At 56.9% G+C, this 14,218-nt stretch carries 12 protein-coding genes; 6 read left to right on the top strand and 6 right to left on the bottom strand.

Annotated elements, in window-relative coordinates; all coding sequences use genetic code 11:
- Positions 1 to 37 precede the first annotated feature (37 nt).
- Complete coding sequence (locus NCG89_RS14130) at positions 38 to 973, top strand: LysR family transcriptional regulator (RefSeq protein WP_251087204.1); 936 nt, start codon at positions 38 to 40, stop codon at positions 971 to 973.
- A 178-nt stretch (positions 974 to 1,151) separates the two neighbouring features.
- Here NCG89_RS14130 and NCG89_RS14135 read toward each other — a convergent pair whose 3' ends face one another.
- From NCG89_RS14135 to NCG89_RS14160, 6 genes are all read right to left on the bottom strand, one after another.
- Positions 1,152 to 3,230: a TonB-dependent receptor plug domain-containing protein gene (locus tag NCG89_RS14135; RefSeq protein WP_251087205.1), complete on the bottom strand. Its 2,079-nt coding sequence runs from the start codon at positions 3,228 to 3,230 to the stop codon at positions 1,152 to 1,154.
- Between the two features lie 110 nt (positions 3,231 to 3,340).
- Positions 3,341 to 4,684: a histidine kinase sensor domain-containing protein gene (locus NCG89_RS14140; RefSeq protein WP_251087206.1), complete on the bottom strand. Its 1,344-nt coding sequence runs from the start codon at positions 4,682 to 4,684 to the stop codon at positions 3,341 to 3,343.
- 81 nt (positions 4,685 to 4,765) lie between these two features.
- Positions 4,766 to 5,464, bottom strand: coding sequence for a response regulator transcription factor (locus NCG89_RS14145; protein WP_251087207.1), 699 nt, complete (start codon positions 5,462 to 5,464; stop codon positions 4,766 to 4,768).
- A gap of 2 nt (positions 5,465 to 5,466) precedes the next feature.
- Positions 5,467 to 5,799, bottom strand: coding sequence for a DUF3325 family protein (locus NCG89_RS14150; RefSeq protein ID WP_251087208.1), 333 nt, complete (start codon positions 5,797 to 5,799; stop codon positions 5,467 to 5,469).
- On the bottom strand, positions 5,790 to 7,409 hold the full coding sequence (locus NCG89_RS14155) for a PepSY-associated TM helix domain-containing protein (protein WP_251087209.1): 1,620 nt from the start codon (positions 7,407 to 7,409) through the stop codon (positions 5,790 to 5,792). Before NCG89_RS14155 ends, NCG89_RS14150 begins: the two co-directional genes overlap by 10 nt.
- On the bottom strand, positions 7,406 to 7,663 hold the full coding sequence (locus NCG89_RS14160) for a hypothetical protein (protein WP_251087210.1): 258 nt from the start codon (positions 7,661 to 7,663) through the stop codon (positions 7,406 to 7,408). Before NCG89_RS14160 ends, NCG89_RS14155 begins: the two co-directional genes overlap by 4 nt.
- A gap of 378 nt (positions 7,664 to 8,041) precedes the next feature.
- Here NCG89_RS14160 and speA point away from each other — a divergent pair, with 378 nt between their 5' ends.
- The 5 genes from speA to NCG89_RS14185 are packed head-to-tail and all read left to right on the top strand — an operon-like array spanning position 8,042 to position 14,196.
- Complete coding sequence (gene speA / locus NCG89_RS14165; protein ID WP_251087211.1) at positions 8,042 to 10,027, top strand: biosynthetic arginine decarboxylase; 1,986 nt, start codon at positions 8,042 to 8,044, stop codon at positions 10,025 to 10,027.
- A 35-nt stretch (positions 10,028 to 10,062) separates the two neighbouring features.
- On the top strand, positions 10,063 to 11,271 hold the full coding sequence (locus tag NCG89_RS14170) for a saccharopine dehydrogenase family protein (RefSeq protein ID WP_251087212.1): 1,209 nt from the start codon (positions 10,063 to 10,065) through the stop codon (positions 11,269 to 11,271).
- A 44-nt stretch (positions 11,272 to 11,315) separates the two neighbouring features.
- Positions 11,316 to 12,071 carry an outer membrane protein OmpK gene (locus NCG89_RS14175; protein ID WP_251087213.1) on the top strand — a complete coding sequence of 252 codons (756 nt, stop codon included), beginning with the start codon at positions 11,316 to 11,318 and terminating at the stop codon, positions 12,069 to 12,071.
- A complete protein-coding gene (locus NCG89_RS14180; RefSeq protein ID WP_251087214.1) occupies positions 12,068 to 12,844 on the top strand; it encodes a 4'-phosphopantetheinyl transferase family protein in 777 nt (258 codons plus the stop codon). Before NCG89_RS14175 ends, NCG89_RS14180 begins: the two co-directional genes overlap by 4 nt.
- On the top strand, positions 12,841 to 14,196 hold the full coding sequence (locus tag NCG89_RS14185; RefSeq protein ID WP_251087215.1) for an MATE family efflux transporter: 1,356 nt from the start codon (positions 12,841 to 12,843) through the stop codon (positions 14,194 to 14,196). The genes NCG89_RS14180 and NCG89_RS14185 overlap by 4 nt, the downstream gene beginning before the upstream one ends.
- Positions 14,197 to 14,218 lie beyond the last annotated feature (22 nt).

Raw genomic sequence — 14,218 nt, forward strand, 5'->3', positions numbered from 1 at the left:
CGCAGGGATGATGGACAATCAGTGACTAAAAACAACAATGAATAAAAAAACCAACCTCAATCAGTTGCGGATACTGGCCGTGCTGCTGCGCGAGCCAAACCTGTCCAGGGCGGCAGAAATTTTGGGCTTATCGCAACCCACCCTCAGCTCGGCCCTCAAGCAATTGCGGGACGAGTTTGGCGACCCGCTGTTGGTGAGGATCGGTAATAAGATGGAGATCACCGCAAAAGGTCGGAGCTTGGTGGAGCCCCTGGAAGATATTTTTGCTGCAGTGGATCAACTGTGGGGCTCCGATGTCATTGAACCCCAGGACGTAAAGCGACACTTTCTGGTGGGGTGTACCGACTACGGTACGGCGATGCTTGCGGGCCCGCTTTACAACAAGCTCAAAGAACTGGCACCAGGCATTACCGTGCAGTTTGTGGACGTGTCGGAGAGTCGCCGGCTGATCAATCGGGAGAATGAGCTGGATTTTTACCTGGTGCCAGATGCAATCTGTAACTCTCCCGCGTTTCAAGACTATAAGTACACGCCGCTGTTTGATGACCAAATGGTTTATTACGTTGGCGCGAATCATCCACTGGCGGATGAGCAGAATGTCTCTGAGCAAGCCTTGGAATCGATGCGCTTCATCACTTACAACCTGGGTGAAGAGCGGTCCTCCCAGCAAACCCGGCGCGCCCTGTCAGTGATGGAAATGAACCGCAAGCGGGTGCTTCAGGTACAGCAATTCTCGCTGCTACCGATGTTGGCAGATGAGTGCGATGCGGTAGTGATACTACCAAATCGATTAGCGGAAAAACTGGCGGGCAGATTTGATGGGCAAATACTGGGGCCGATTAATCCGCCTATCCATTTTTCCTTCTGCCTGATGTGGGATGCCGTGCACCAGTCGGACAAAGTCCATGAATTGATACGTGATGCCTTTAAGTCACTCAAAGAGGCGGTGGCTAACGCTACGCCTTTTGGGTGAAAACGAATCGCCTAGCAATGAGTTAACTTCGGCTCGTCGATTTGCATTTCCTGACTCAGTGATAAGTAGCCCGCTGGACAATGAGGGGCGGAAACGCTTTGAGAGTGTGATTGGTAGTTGTCGTCACGAAGGCAGCAGAACAGTGAGCACGCGGGCGCGTGCTCACGTTTGCTTCAGTTTAGAACTGATAGGTGACGGACAGACGAATGTCTCTACCTGGTTCATAGTGGCCTACTACCATGCCGTAGCCAGGTACCTCAGAATAATCTCCAACACTGGAGTGATCCCGGTAGAGTTTATCAAAGGCATTGATAATCGACAGGTTGATGGTCAGTGCATCGGTAGGCATCCACTGGGCAAAGAGATCGACGGTGGAGTAGGAGGGCTTTTCCAGGTTGTATAGTTCGTCGACGTAGTCTTTGTCGAGGTCCTGGTACAGGGTTTTGATATTGAGCTCTTCTACGTAGGTAAGGTTGGCGCCAAATTTCAGGTTGGCCATTGGCCGGTATTCCACGCCCAGGTTCCAGGTGTCACCGCGAGAGTTACCCAGGCCGTCAAACTCGTAGCCGCTAAGGTCAACCGCGCTGTAGTTGGCTGCGTACAGGCCTGCAGCGGGTTCCAGTTCGGAGTCTACCGTGGCGAAACCCGCATAGAACTCAAAGTCGTTCCACAAGTAGGCGATATCCAGTTCCAGGCCACGACTTTTCACTGTGCCGATATTCTCGAAGCGGGCGCTGTCCACGTCGTGTTCTAGGATGGTGTCGTCAATTTCTGATTGGAATACCGCCAGGCGAGCATCCAGACTGCCCACCCGGTAGCGCAGCGACGATTCGATGTTGGCCACTTTTTCAGGCTTCAGATTAGGGTCAATCATCGGCTCGCTGCTGCGGTCATACAGGTAGGCGTCAAGGGTGAAACCGTCGCCGATTTCTTTGCCGCGAGAGGCTTCGGCGTAGCCCAGGCCAAAGGTCCAGGCGTCGTTTATGTCGTACAGCAAGCCGGCGTTGATGCTGACTTCGGAGCTGTCTATGGCAATGGCTTCGTCGGTGATGGGGTCACCGTAGTAGTCCGGCAGGCGGATTTCCTGCTGGTAGTCATACTTGTCGTAGCGCAAGCCGTAGCTCAGCAAGAGCTGGGGGGTCACTTGCGAGTGTGCCTGGGCATAAATGCCGAGGACGTCACCATTTTCGCCATGATCTTCTTCAGGCTGAGGAATGGCGTAGCCGCTTTCCACCTGATCGTCCCGGTATTCCACCCCGTAAGTGAAACGGTGAATGCCCAAGCGGCTGGTGTTGCGGATATCAAAGCCGTAGCTTTCGATGGTGGCCAGAAAGTCAAAGCGACCGCCCCGGAAGGCTGATTCAGTGTCGTAGGCAGTCACTTCCAGGTTGATGGCCTCATTCAGGAACAGCCCGTAGTTGGCGGTCAGGGTTTCCCGTTTGGCTTCGCTGTCGAACAGATCGTTTCTTCCGGGCACGTAAACCCAGTTGGGGCGGGCAGTGAATCTGCCATCTTCATCTCTATCTTCATAACTGATGGACAGGCTTTGATTGTCGCTGATGTTGCCGCTGAGCTTAATAAAGCCCAGGGTCTGGTCGGCGCCTGAACCGTGAATATCATTGTTATCGCCGTCTTTAGCGACGTTGCGCTCCAGATTGTTGTAGTAACCCACCAAGCCCCAGTCGTCGGTGAGGCGACCGTACAGGCTCAGGCTGTATTGCTCGCCGTCGTTGCTGAAGTTGCTGACTTTGACCTTGCCGCCAAATTTTTCGCCAGCTGCGAGAAGGTCGTTTGCAGATTTGGTTTTAAAGCGAATGGCGCCGCCAATGGCCCCAAAGCCTGCGGTAGCTTCACCGGCACCGGCCTGAACGTCCACTTCTTTGAGCAGGGCAGGGTCAATGGTGACGCGGCCAATGTGGTGGTACAGGGTAGAGGTCTGCGGGGCGCCGTCCACGGTGACATTAATAAAGGCATCTTCCAGGCCGCGGATGTAAATTTTTTGGGCCACACCCACTGAGCCGCCTACCGAAATGGAAGGGTCTTTCATGAAAACATCGCCCAGGTCATTGGCCTGAAAGTTTTCCAGCTCTTCGGCGGTAATCAGCGCGTTGGTGGCTTCACCCACCACAATCATGGTCTCCAGCTGCTTGGGGCTCTCTTTGGCCGCTGGCTCGTTGGCCAGTGCGGACAGGCTACTGGCTGCCGCGATCATTGCCGCCAGTGGCGTGGTTTTGCCTAGTATCCTCATGTGGTTCATACCCTTTTCGTTAGATAAAATAAATGAGAATTATACTCATTTGTGTTTGGGTAAAAAGGGACTTTGCAATTGTTACATTTGGCGGGAGGGTGGGAGCGGAGTAGTTGTCGTTACTGATGAGGCAAGGTCACCGTCATTTGTAGTCCGCCCCGGGTCAGGTTGGTGGCGACCAGACTGCCGCCGATGGCTTCCACCTGCCGGCGCGCCAGTGCCAGTCCTAGACCGAAGCCGCTGGTGTCGGCGTGGCGGGAGGCGTCGACCCGATAAAAGGGCTGAAAAATCGTATCCAGACTTTGCTCGGGTACTCCCGGCCCTCGATCGCTGATGCTAATGGTGTAGTGGGTGTCGCTTGCAGACAGGGCAACGGTGACGGTGTCTCCCGCCGGGGTATAGCGCAGGGCGTTGCGGACGATGTTTTCCAGTGCCTGACCCAGGGCGCGGTGGTTGCTGTTGTCGATGGGGGCCTGATCTGGCAATTGCATAAGGAGCTGGCGATCTGGAAATTCAAAACGGGCATCCTCTGCCAGCACGTCCAGCAAATCGACCAGATCCAGCGATTCTTGCTTCAGGGTGGGCCGTTCATTTTCCAGCCACGCCAGCGTGAGGGTGTCTACCACCAGCCGGCGGATATGTTGCGACTCCCGACTGATGCGAGCGATGTTGTCGGCATTGTCGCCATCGGGCTGGAGTCGTTCGATGGCCATGTCCAGCCGGGTCAGCGGCGTGCGCAATTCGTGGGACAGGTCGGCGATAAGCTGGCGCTGACTGATAATTAGCTCGCCGATGCGGGCGGCCATTTGGTCAAAGGTGTTGGCCAGTTCCGACATCTCATCACTGCGGTTGCCGAGCTTTTCCCGCACGCGCACGTTAAAGCGGCCCTCGCTGAAATGGCGGGTGGCCTGCTCCAGCTGACGCAGAGGCGACATGATGTGCCGGTAAAGCACGATGGAAAGCAGGGTTAGCAATATCATGGGCAGAAGGACTTGCAGCGCGGCGCTGGCGTAGCCCCGGTATAGCCCGGGCCGCATTCGCTCGGGCAGAACGATGAGAAAGTGAAGGTGGCGATCGTGCTTGAAGGTGACCTCCATAATGGGGTTGTATTCGAAATGGAGGTGGATTTTCCAGTCGACGCTGCGGCCAAACCAGTACCCTTCATAAAACCGGTCGTTCAACTCGCTGCCGGCAACGCCCACCACTGCTGATTGAATCATCGCCGCCCAGGTGTCTTCTTCTGCCTTGAGCCTGTCCAGCCAGGTTTTCAGCGCCGCTTCGTCGCCCTTGAGATACAGTTGTTCGGCCTCGCGCCCCCACTGGGTAAGCTGATGCCGATCCTCATCAGCCAGAAAGCTCATGCCGTCTTCGGCGCGGGAGTTCAGGATGCTAATGGCGTAAAACAGCGCGACGGTGCCGGTGGCGATAATCAGGCACAGCTTCCACAGCAGCCGCCGGTTCATGACAGCACCCGCTTCATGACAGCACTCGCTTCACGACAACACCCGCTTCATGACAACCCCTGCTTCATGACAACCCCCACTTCATGACAACAGGTAGCCTTTGCCATGCACGGTTTCCAGGCGTTCTCCGCGCCAGCCTGCTTCGGTCAGCTTTCGCCTGACTCTGCTCAGGTGCATATCCAGGCTGCGGTCATACGCACTGAAGGTGCGGTTGAGTACGGTCTGGTAGAGGTAGGCCTTACTGAGCACTTCGCCGCGCTGGGCCAATAAGGTCCACAAAAGTTTGAACTGAATGGGAGTCAATTCCAGTTCGATGTTGTTAATGGCGACCCGTTGCCGCTGCTTGTCCAGTTGCAGGTTGTCCAGGCCTAACAGGCGCGGTTCGCTGAAGCTGGGGCTGGGCTGACAGCGGCGAAGCAGGGCTTCGATGCGCAACAGCAGCTCGGTGGTACTGAACGGTTTGGCCAGGTAGTCGTCGGCGCCTTCGGTAAAGCCGCGAATACGCTCCTCTTCTGCGCCCCGTGCGGTGAGCATAATCACCGGGGTGTTGCAGGTTTTGCGCAGAATGTTCAACACGGAGTAGCCATCTCTTTTGGGAAGCATGACATCCAGCAGTATCAACTGATGCTGGGCTCGAATGGCTTCTGACAGGCCGCTTTCGCCGTCGTAGCACTGGCTGACTTCATAGGTGTGCTCGCGCAGTCGATCGCCCAGTTGTTCGCTAAGGCTAACGTCGTCCTCAATAATAAGGATATGAGTATTGGCTTTGCTGGTGGGCACCGCTAAAAGCTCCTGTACACAAGATCGGCCATCCAGGCCACGAACGGCAATCCCATCAAGCACGGCATCACCCGTGGCAAGTGGTTGATGGTTAGGGTGATGCCGGTGGTGATCACCGGTAGCAGGGCCAGAATCCACACCGTGCCCAGCGTGGCGCCAGCGCGTTCGATGGCGATCCACAGCGCCAGGCCCAGAGCCGTCCAGCCCAGTAACAACAATAAGACTCGCCTGCTAGTGGGAACGAGAACCCAGGGCAGAACCCGTTTTGCGTGTCGGGACTGAGCGCAGCACAGCGCGCTCAAACCGCTGGTGAGCAGCGCGATAATCAGCGCCACGAGTTGTTCCCCTGGGGTGTGGCGGCGGTGTGTTTACGTTGACCAAATAGCTTGGCTCGGCGTTGTCCCGCGGCGGATGTGCGCAGGTGTTTGCCGGTGAAGGCGGCGCCCATTGCAACCGCAAGAAAAAAGAGGTCGGTGCCGACAAAGGTCCAGTCCCCTGCTGCAACACTGGATACCAGGCCGCGGTCGGTAGTCAGGGCGTTGATCAGCGGCAGCAGGCCATAGAGGGTCGCGGCGATAAAACACTGCTCCTGCCAAACCCGTTGGGCGGGGCGCACGAACCCGTGCAGGGTCAGGGCGGCCCAGGCGGCAAATAAGCAGTTAACTTCCAGCTCTGCGCGGCCTGCCAGATGGGTGGGAAGCAGGCGATTGGCCAGAAAATAACACGCAATGGCGGCAGGCAGGCCCATCAACGTGCCCGCATTCATGCCTTTTACCAGGCGAAGGCCCCGGGTTGGCGGCAGGTTTCGCTGGCGCTTTTGTTCCCACAGGATGCAGCCGGTGGCGATGATGCCGGCCAAAATCAATCCCGACAAGGCGTAGAGCCAGCGCAGGGGGAGTGAGGCAAACAGTCCCTCGTGCAGGCCTGTCAGCCAGTGGTAGGCGTTCAGGCCGGTGCGACTGGAGGTGTTTGCCGGTGGTATCCAGGCTCCCGTCATGCCGTTGTAGATCAGGGGGCTGTCGGCCTTGATGTCCCGTCCCTCAACGGGCGCAATGGTGATGCGTGCCTGAGCATCGCCCCGGTTGTCGATGCTGATATAGCGAATCTGATTGGCCCCCCAGTGGGCCTGGGCGTGGGCCAGCGGACGGTCGAGCGGAGTGGGTTGCGCAGATTGCCCGCTGGGGTGGGTGTGGGGCATTTCGTTAAATACATCGTGATACAGGCGTTCGCTGGCCGCGGCATCGCTACCGTAAAACGCGGGGATCAACGTAGGCAGGTAGGTAAAGGCAAAAAATGCCAGGGCGCTGTAGCTGATCATTAATTGAAAAGGCAGCGTGGTGACGCTGAGCAGGTTGTGAACATCCAGCCAGCTGCGCAGTTTCTTGCCGGGCCTGAAGGTGAAAAAGTCAGCGAAAATACGCCGATGGATGATTACCCCACTGAGGGTGGCCAGGCACATCACCGCAGCGCAGATGCCAACCAACCAGTAGGCCAGGGTTTCGGGAAGGTAGTGCAGGCGCCAGTGCATCCGGTAGAGGGTCTGACTGCCAGCGGTGTCTCTAACCGGTAGCACTTCGCCGCTATTGGGGTCCAGCCAGGCGGTTTTCATACCCTGCTCTGGATGCTCCCAGGAAATGCTGAGAAAGGGGTAGCGGGCCAGGGGGAAATCGATGCTCCAGTAGGTCGCTGCGCCAGCGTGCTGTTCAAGTTGCATGGTTGCCATATTGAGCCATGCCGCGGTGGCGCTGTCTTTTGGCCCCCCACCAGCGGGGGGCGCGGATTCAGCTGTGTGGTAGGTAGGGGCTTCCGGGCGCATCCAGTGGTCCAGTTCAGCATCGAAGTAACCTGCCGTGCCGGTGAGCACAATAAAGTACATAAGCCAGCTCAACAGCAATCCCAGCCAGCTGTGAACCGGAGCGAGTCGTTGTCGAATGCGCTGACTCATGCGCCGCCCCAGCTAAAGCCAAGTGCCTGGGTCAGCCCGGCATTGGTCAGGCAGATTGCAACCAGAATCCACGTCAGGTGAGCGGCGTTGGGGGTGGCAAAACACCACAGGCTGGTGCCGATAAAAACAGCCAGTCCAGCCATGGCGCCTATTAGGACGCTGTCTCCCAGGGGGAGATGTAACAACTGTATCAGTGTCTGGCTAAGCAGAAGGGCAGCGCTAAGGGCGACAATGTAGGCCAATAGTGAGGCCATCAAAACGCGTGCTATCCAGTGATAGCGGGCCTGCTTCATGCGGTGGAAAACAATTACCTTCGATTTTGGGTGAAGATGATAATCATTATTGTTTGAGTGCGCAATCGGTCCTGCTATCGGGATTGGGGGCGCGTCACCATCTGGCCCTCGTTCCGGTTTTTGCGTGTCCCTCACGGCGTAGGCATTCCGGAGGTTTTTTGGGGCGACCGTAACAAATGTAAATCTACTGCACTTTGCATAGACATTGAGATCATAATTGCGCCAAATGATAATGTGGATGATAAGCATTATCATTTGAGTAATGATGACGATGGTGTCGGGGCCGTGCCGCAGGGTGTTGGCCTCAATCGGATTGGATTGAAGTGAGTAGAGTAGGTGATGACAGCAGCCCAGTACGGTGATTGGAATGTTCTCGCCGCCAAAGCGCGGTATGGCATCAACGGGTGGGGAAACGGCTATTTCGATGTCAATGAACGGGGCGAAGTGGTGGTGCTTAACCCCCTTAACAAAGCGGCGCCGCCCCTGTCGCTGCTTGATGTGATTGGCGGCCTGCGGGATCGGGAGTTACAGATGCCGGTGCTGCTGCGCATCGAAAATATCATTGATCAAAGTATTCGCCAGCTCAATGAGAGCTTTCGTGCCGCCATTGGCCGCGCGGAGTATCGGGGCGGCTATCAGGGGGTCTTCCCCATTAAGGTCAACCAGCAGGCGCAAATCGTTGAGGAAGTTGCCCAGTTTGGTGCCCAGTACGGGCATGGTTTTGAAGTGGGCAGCAAGCCCGAAATGATTGCCGCGCTGTCGTCCATGGCCCAGGGGGAGGGCCTGTTGATTTGCAATGGTTACAAAGACCAGGAGTTTATCGACCTGAGTTTGCAGGCGGTCAAGCTGGGTATCCGCTGCTTTCTGGTGATTGAAAGTCCAGCGGAACTGCCAATTATCATCGAGCGCAGCAAGGCCCTGGGTATCGCGCCTTTTATTGGCATTCGTGCCAAGGTGATCTCCACCATCGGCGGCTACTGGAATGCCACCAGCGGTGATCGCAGCGTATTTGGCTTGTCGGCCAGTCAGATTATTCAGGTGGTCGATACGCTGCGGGCGAACAAAATGCTGGATTGCCTGCAGATGCTGCACTGCCACCTCGGCTCCCAAATTCCCAATATCCGCGATGTGCGGGGCGGGGTGTCGGAGGCCTGCCGTTATTATGCAGACCTGTGCCGGGAAGGCGCGGCCATGGGTTATATCGATCTGGGCGGTGGGTTGGCGGTGGACTACACCGGGGCGCATTCCCAGGATGGCCAAAGCCGAAATTATTCCCTGCAGGAATACTGCGAGGACGTGGTGGATACCATCATGGCCACCCTCGACGGTTATGGTCTGGATCACCCCACCATTGTTACCGAGTCGGGCCGTGCCACGGTGGCCTACTCGTCGGTGCTGCTGTTCAACGTGGTGGATGTTGCCCGCTTTGAGGCCTTGCCCATTGCGGCGCCTGCGGAAGGCGAGCACGAGTTGATCCGCAATATGCGCGACATTCAGGATTACCTGCAACCCAAGCGGGTGCAGGAATGCTACAACGATGCGCACTTTTATCGGGACGAGGTCCGGGAGCTGTTCAAGCGCGGCCAGATTGGTCTGCGTATGCGGGCGGTGGCAGAGAACCTGTTTCTGGAAGTGCTCAGCCAGATCAAAGAAGTGCTGGCAGGCATGGAGCAGGTGCCCAGTGACCTGGAGAACCTGGAGGCCTCACTGGCGGATATTTACTACGGCAATTTCAGTTTGTTTCAGTCTTTGCCAGACAGCTGGGCCATTGACCAGCTGTTTCCCGTGATGCCCGTGCAGCGCCTGGACGAGTACCCGGATCGGCGTACGGTGCTGGCGGACATTACCTGCGACTGCGATGGCAAGATTGATCGCTTCGTGTCTGACCACGGCTTTGAAAGCACGCTGCCGGTGCACTCGCTGAATAGCGGTGAGGAATATTACCTGGGGGTGTTTCTGGTCGGGGCATACCAGGAAACCCTGGGCGATCTGCACAACCTGTTCGGCGATACCAATGTGGTGAGCATTCGTCTGAACGAGGATTCCAGCTTTGAATTTGTAAAGGAGATCCAGGGCGACACCATCGCCGATGTGCTGGGTTACGTGGAATACCAAACCTGGGATCTGAAACTGCGCTACCGCAATCGGGTGGAGGCCGCGGTGAAGAGCGGCCGCATCAGCGCCCGAGAGCGCCAGGAAATGCTCAATACCTTTGATGCCAGCCTGCGGGGCTATACCTACTACGAAAAAGAGCATCAATCCCTGTTAAGCAGTGCGACTGCGGTCGCCGAGGGCCGGGCAGAGGCTGCACCGGTCTTGCTGTGATCAAGAAATCTGTCAGGAAAATATAGGATCGTGTTGTGAAAAAAGTTGTGATTATTGGTGCCGGTGGCGTTGGTCAGGTGGTCGCCCACAAATGCGCCCAGTTGCCCCAGGTATTTGCTGAGATCGTTCTGGCCAGTCGTACCCTGTCCAAATGCCAGGCCATTGCTGCGCAGATAAAAACGAGTCTGGGGGTGGATATCGCTACCGCCCAGGTAGACGCCGATGTGGTGCCCGAGCTGGTGGCGCTGCTGCGGCGCGAGCAGCCCTTTATGGTGATCAATGTTGCACTGCCTTATCAGGATCTCAGCATTATGGATGCCTGTCTGGAGGCGGGGGTGCACTATCTGGATACCGCCAATTATGAGCCTCTGGATACCGCAAAGTTTGAGTACAAATGGCAGTGGGCCTACCAAGAAAAATTCCAGCAGGCCGGTTTGATGGCACTGCTGGGCTCGGGCTTTGATCCCGGTGCCACCAACATGTTTACCGCTTATCTCGCCAAGCACTATTTTGATGAGATTCACGGCCTCGACATTATTGATGTTAACGGTGGCGACCACGGCTATCCCTTTGCCACCAATTTCAATCCTGAAATCAATATTCGGGAAGTCACCGCCGAGTGCCGTCACTGGGAGAACGGCGGCTTTGTTACCACGCCAGCCATGTCTCTGAAGCAGTCCTTTTCCTGCCCTGAAGGGGTGGGCACCTATAATATTTACCGCATGTACCACGAAGAGCTGGAGTCCCTCACCACCCACTTCCCCAGCTTGAAAAAGGCCCAGTTCTGGATGAGCTTTGGCGACAGTTATCTCAAGCATCTGGAGGTGCTGGGCAATGTGGGCATGACGGGCATCGCACCGGTGGAATTCAACGGTGTGGACATTGTCCCCATTCAGTTTCTGAAAAAACTGCTTCCCGATCCCTCCACCCTGGGGCCGCGAACCCAGGGCAAGACCTGTATTGGCTGCGTGGTGAGCGGGGTTAAAAATGGCAAAGCGCGGCGGGTCTATCTCTACAATATTAAGGACCACCAGGACTGCTACCGAGAAGTGCAGTCCCAGGCCATCTCCTACACCACCGGGGTGCCAGCCATGATCGGCGCCAAAATGATGATGGAGGGCAAGTGGATGCAGGCGGGGGTGTGGAATATGGAGCAGTTGGACCCCGACCCCTTTATGGTGGACATGAACGAGCACGGCCTGCCCTGGACGGTGGTTGAAGAGCCCGACTTCGACCTGCTGTGATGCCATTGTTGTATTTTGGTGGCCGCCATAGATGCGGCCCGGCCTTGGCTGCTGCTTGCCTGCCCTGGCTGCTGTTGTCGCCGGGCGCAGGGGCTGAGGAGCTTGAGGATGCGGCCTCACAAGCCTGGTCCAGCACGGCGCTGAGTGTGCTGCATGGCAAGGCCGAAGTGGTGTCGGACGAGGCTGTTTGGAATTACCGCCTCGAACACCTGAGCAGCGATCACCGGGGCATGGTGTTTGTGCTACTGGAGCACCTGCGGGATAACCGGGACTATGAAGAATCTTACATGGAGCTGGTGGGGCGCTTGAGTCTGGGCAATCTCAGCGGGCGCAAGCTGAGTGTTGGTCCGGTAAGTGATGTGCATCTGGCATTCACTGAAGAGCTGGGCCGGGCGCCGGACTATGATTTTAATAACCATCTGTATGGCCTCGGCCTGGATATTGCGGTTCCCGGTCTGGATTATTTTCAGACCAATGTTTTTTATGCCGACAATGAATACGGTCAGGCAGATGTGCGTTTGGAGTTGGTCTACGGCCGGGTATTCGAGCTGGGCAATCAGGTGCTGATTATCGACGGTCTGGCGGATTGGTCTTCTGCCGAGGCGGATAAGGCGGCCAGTTTTCGGTTTAATCCCCAGCTGCGAATGGACGTGGGCCGCTGGTGGGGCTTGCCGCCGCGATCTATCGAAGCCGGTATTGAGTACTCCTGGTGGCACAACAAATACGGGCTGAAGAATATTGCCGGGCTCGACACGGATGAGAGTGCGGTCAGCCTGTTATTGATGGTGTATCTGCAATGAGGGGCAAGTTGGCGCTGTGGTGCCTCCCTGACGACGCTGAACTGGAAGCCTATCGCCATTGGCTTGGTGAGGAAGAGCAAGTGCGCCATGCGGGCTATGGCGATCCGCCGCGGCAGAGACAGTATTTGCGCGGGCGCGTATTGCTGCGGGCCGTGTTGTCGTACTACGCGCCGGGGGTGGCGCCCGCTGATTGGGTTGTTTCCGCAGACGAGCACGGCAAGCCTGCGCTGGCGCCCGCGCCGCTATCGCCGTGTCCGCAGTTTAATCTGTCCCACAGTCGCGGGCTGACGGTACTGGCGGTCAGTTTTTGCGGCCCGGTGGGGGTCGATGTGGAGTGGGATCACAACCCGGCGCTGACCGAACAGCTGGCCCGGCATTACTTTAGTGCGGCGGAGCACGCGGCGCTGCAGCAGCTGCCCCAGGCGCGGCAACAGCAGCGAGTGGTCGAGTTGTGGACTTTGAAGGAGGCCTTTCTCAAGGCTCAGGGCCTGGGGCTGCGTCTGCCTTTGCGCCGCTGCAGTTTTGCCTTTGATGATCCGGGGGGCGTGGTGCGATGTGCTGACCCCGCACCCGGCCTGGCCGCCCACCGTCTCTGGCTGCTGCGCCCACAAGCCGATTATCAGGTGGCGCTGGTGCTGGCCAATGAGGGCGAGACCGTGCCCTGTGACATAGAGCAGCATCGTTTGATGCCAGCGGCGCTGGTCAACATGAATGCCCTGGAAGGCCGGCGCCAGCTTACGATTAACCCGGCAATTTTGAGAGAGTCTTTATGAGTTCCGAGCCGGTCAAGGGCCCTGATCAGGGGGCTGTCATACCGACATTTTTTCGCTACGTGATCCCATCCACCCTGAGCTTGCTGGCAATCTCTACCGCGAGCGTGGTTGACGGCTTCTTTGTTGGCAACTTTCTGGGCACCGATGCGCTGGCGGCGGTCAATCTGCTGATGCCGTATTTTTCGCTGCTGTTTGGCATTGCGTTGATGCTGGCCGTCGGCGGTTCGGTCAAGGCCAGTATCTGTATTGGCAAGCAGGAGCACGCGGCGGCCTCTCAGGTATTCAGCCAGGTGTTGCTGGTGGTGTTGGCACTGAATCTTGCGGTGATTCCCGTCGCGCTGTGGTTTCGTGACGCCTTGTTTGCCGGGCTGGGGGGGGATGCCAGCCTGTTCCCGTTGATGGGGGAATATTTCACTATTCTCTGCGTGGCCATGGTGGTGCAGCTATGTGGTTTGGTGCTGTATTACTTTATTCGCGCCGACAACCATCCCGAGGTGGGGATGCAGGCCCTGTTGTTGGGCGCGGGCCTGAACATTGTGCTGGACGCGCTGTTTATTTATGTTTTTGAGTGGGGAATTCAGGGGGCGGCGCTGGCAACCCTGAGCTCACAAACGGTCCAGTTGCTGTATTTGCTGAGGTATTTTCGCTCCGGCAATAATCAGCTCCACTTTGTCTGGCCCCGCATGGATTGGCGGCAGTTGGCGTTTAGCGCCTTTAACGGCTTTTCCGAGTTTATCAATGAAATTTCCATCGGCATTGTGATTCTGGTGTTTCACTGGATTATCAATCGCCACAGTGGCGCAGAGGGCATTGCGGCCTTTAGTGTGGTGAACTACCTGATTTTCGTCAGTCTGATGGTCTACTACGGCATTGTCGACGCCATGCACGTGCTGCTGGGACAGAACTTTGGTGCCGGTCTGATGCACAGGGTCGTCGGCTTTATGAATATTGCCGGCCTTTGTATTGCCTCGCTGAGTGTGGCAATGGTGATTTTTTTGCACGTGTTCCAGGGCGGGATTGTGACTTTTTTTCTGGAGGAGGGGGCCGAGCAGGCCGAGCGACTCACCCGGCAATTTGTCGGCATGATCTGGCCCATATTTTTGTTTAATGGCTTTAATGTACTGATCTGCGCTTATCTCACCTCGGTGGAGAAGGCGCTGCACTCCAGTGTTATCGCGCTGTCGAGATCACTGGTGTTGCCAATTGCGCTGGTGGTGGGCATGAGTCTGCTGCTGCCGGGCGGACAGTTTATCTACGCCATTCCCATTGCTGAAGGTCTGACCTTCTTGCTGGCCCTGGCCTTGTTTTTGGCCGCCAGGCCCTCCCAGTTGCGGCTCCAGCCGAGCGCGTAAACGCCATTTCTCCAATCAATTT

It is taken from the genome of Spongiibacter taiwanensis, from assembly GCF_023702635.1.
In the GTDB taxonomy this organism is placed as follows: Bacteria; Pseudomonadota; Gammaproteobacteria; order Pseudomonadales; family Spongiibacteraceae; genus Spongiibacter; species Spongiibacter taiwanensis.

What these genes read in the sequence shown, in the direction of transcription:
- NCG89_RS14130 (WP_251087204.1), top strand. Translation starts at nt 38, where the DNA reads ATGAATAAAAAAACCAACCTCAATCAGTTGCGGATACTGGCCGTGCTG.
- NCG89_RS14160 (WP_251087210.1), bottom strand. Translation starts at nt 7,663, where the DNA reads ATGGCCTCACTATTGGCCTACATTGTCGCCCTTAGCGCTGCCCTTCTG.
- NCG89_RS14140 (WP_251087206.1), bottom strand. Translation starts at nt 4,684, where the DNA reads ATGAACCGGCGGCTGCTGTGGAAGCTGTGCCTGATTATCGCCACCGGC.
- NCG89_RS14155 (WP_251087209.1), bottom strand. Translation starts at nt 7,409, where the DNA reads ATGAGTCAGCGCATTCGACAACGACTCGCTCCGGTTCACAGCTGGCTG.
- speA (WP_251087211.1), top strand. Translation starts at nt 8,042, where the DNA reads ATGACAGCAGCCCAGTACGGTGATTGGAATGTTCTCGCCGCCAAAGCG.
- NCG89_RS14135 (WP_251087205.1), bottom strand. Translation starts at nt 3,230, where the DNA reads ATGAACCACATGAGGATACTAGGCAAAACCACGCCACTGGCGGCAATG.
- NCG89_RS14180 (WP_251087214.1), top strand. Translation starts at nt 12,068, where the DNA reads ATGAGGGGCAAGTTGGCGCTGTGGTGCCTCCCTGACGACGCTGAACTG.
- NCG89_RS14185 (WP_251087215.1), top strand. Translation starts at nt 12,841, where the DNA reads ATGAGTTCCGAGCCGGTCAAGGGCCCTGATCAGGGGGCTGTCATACCG.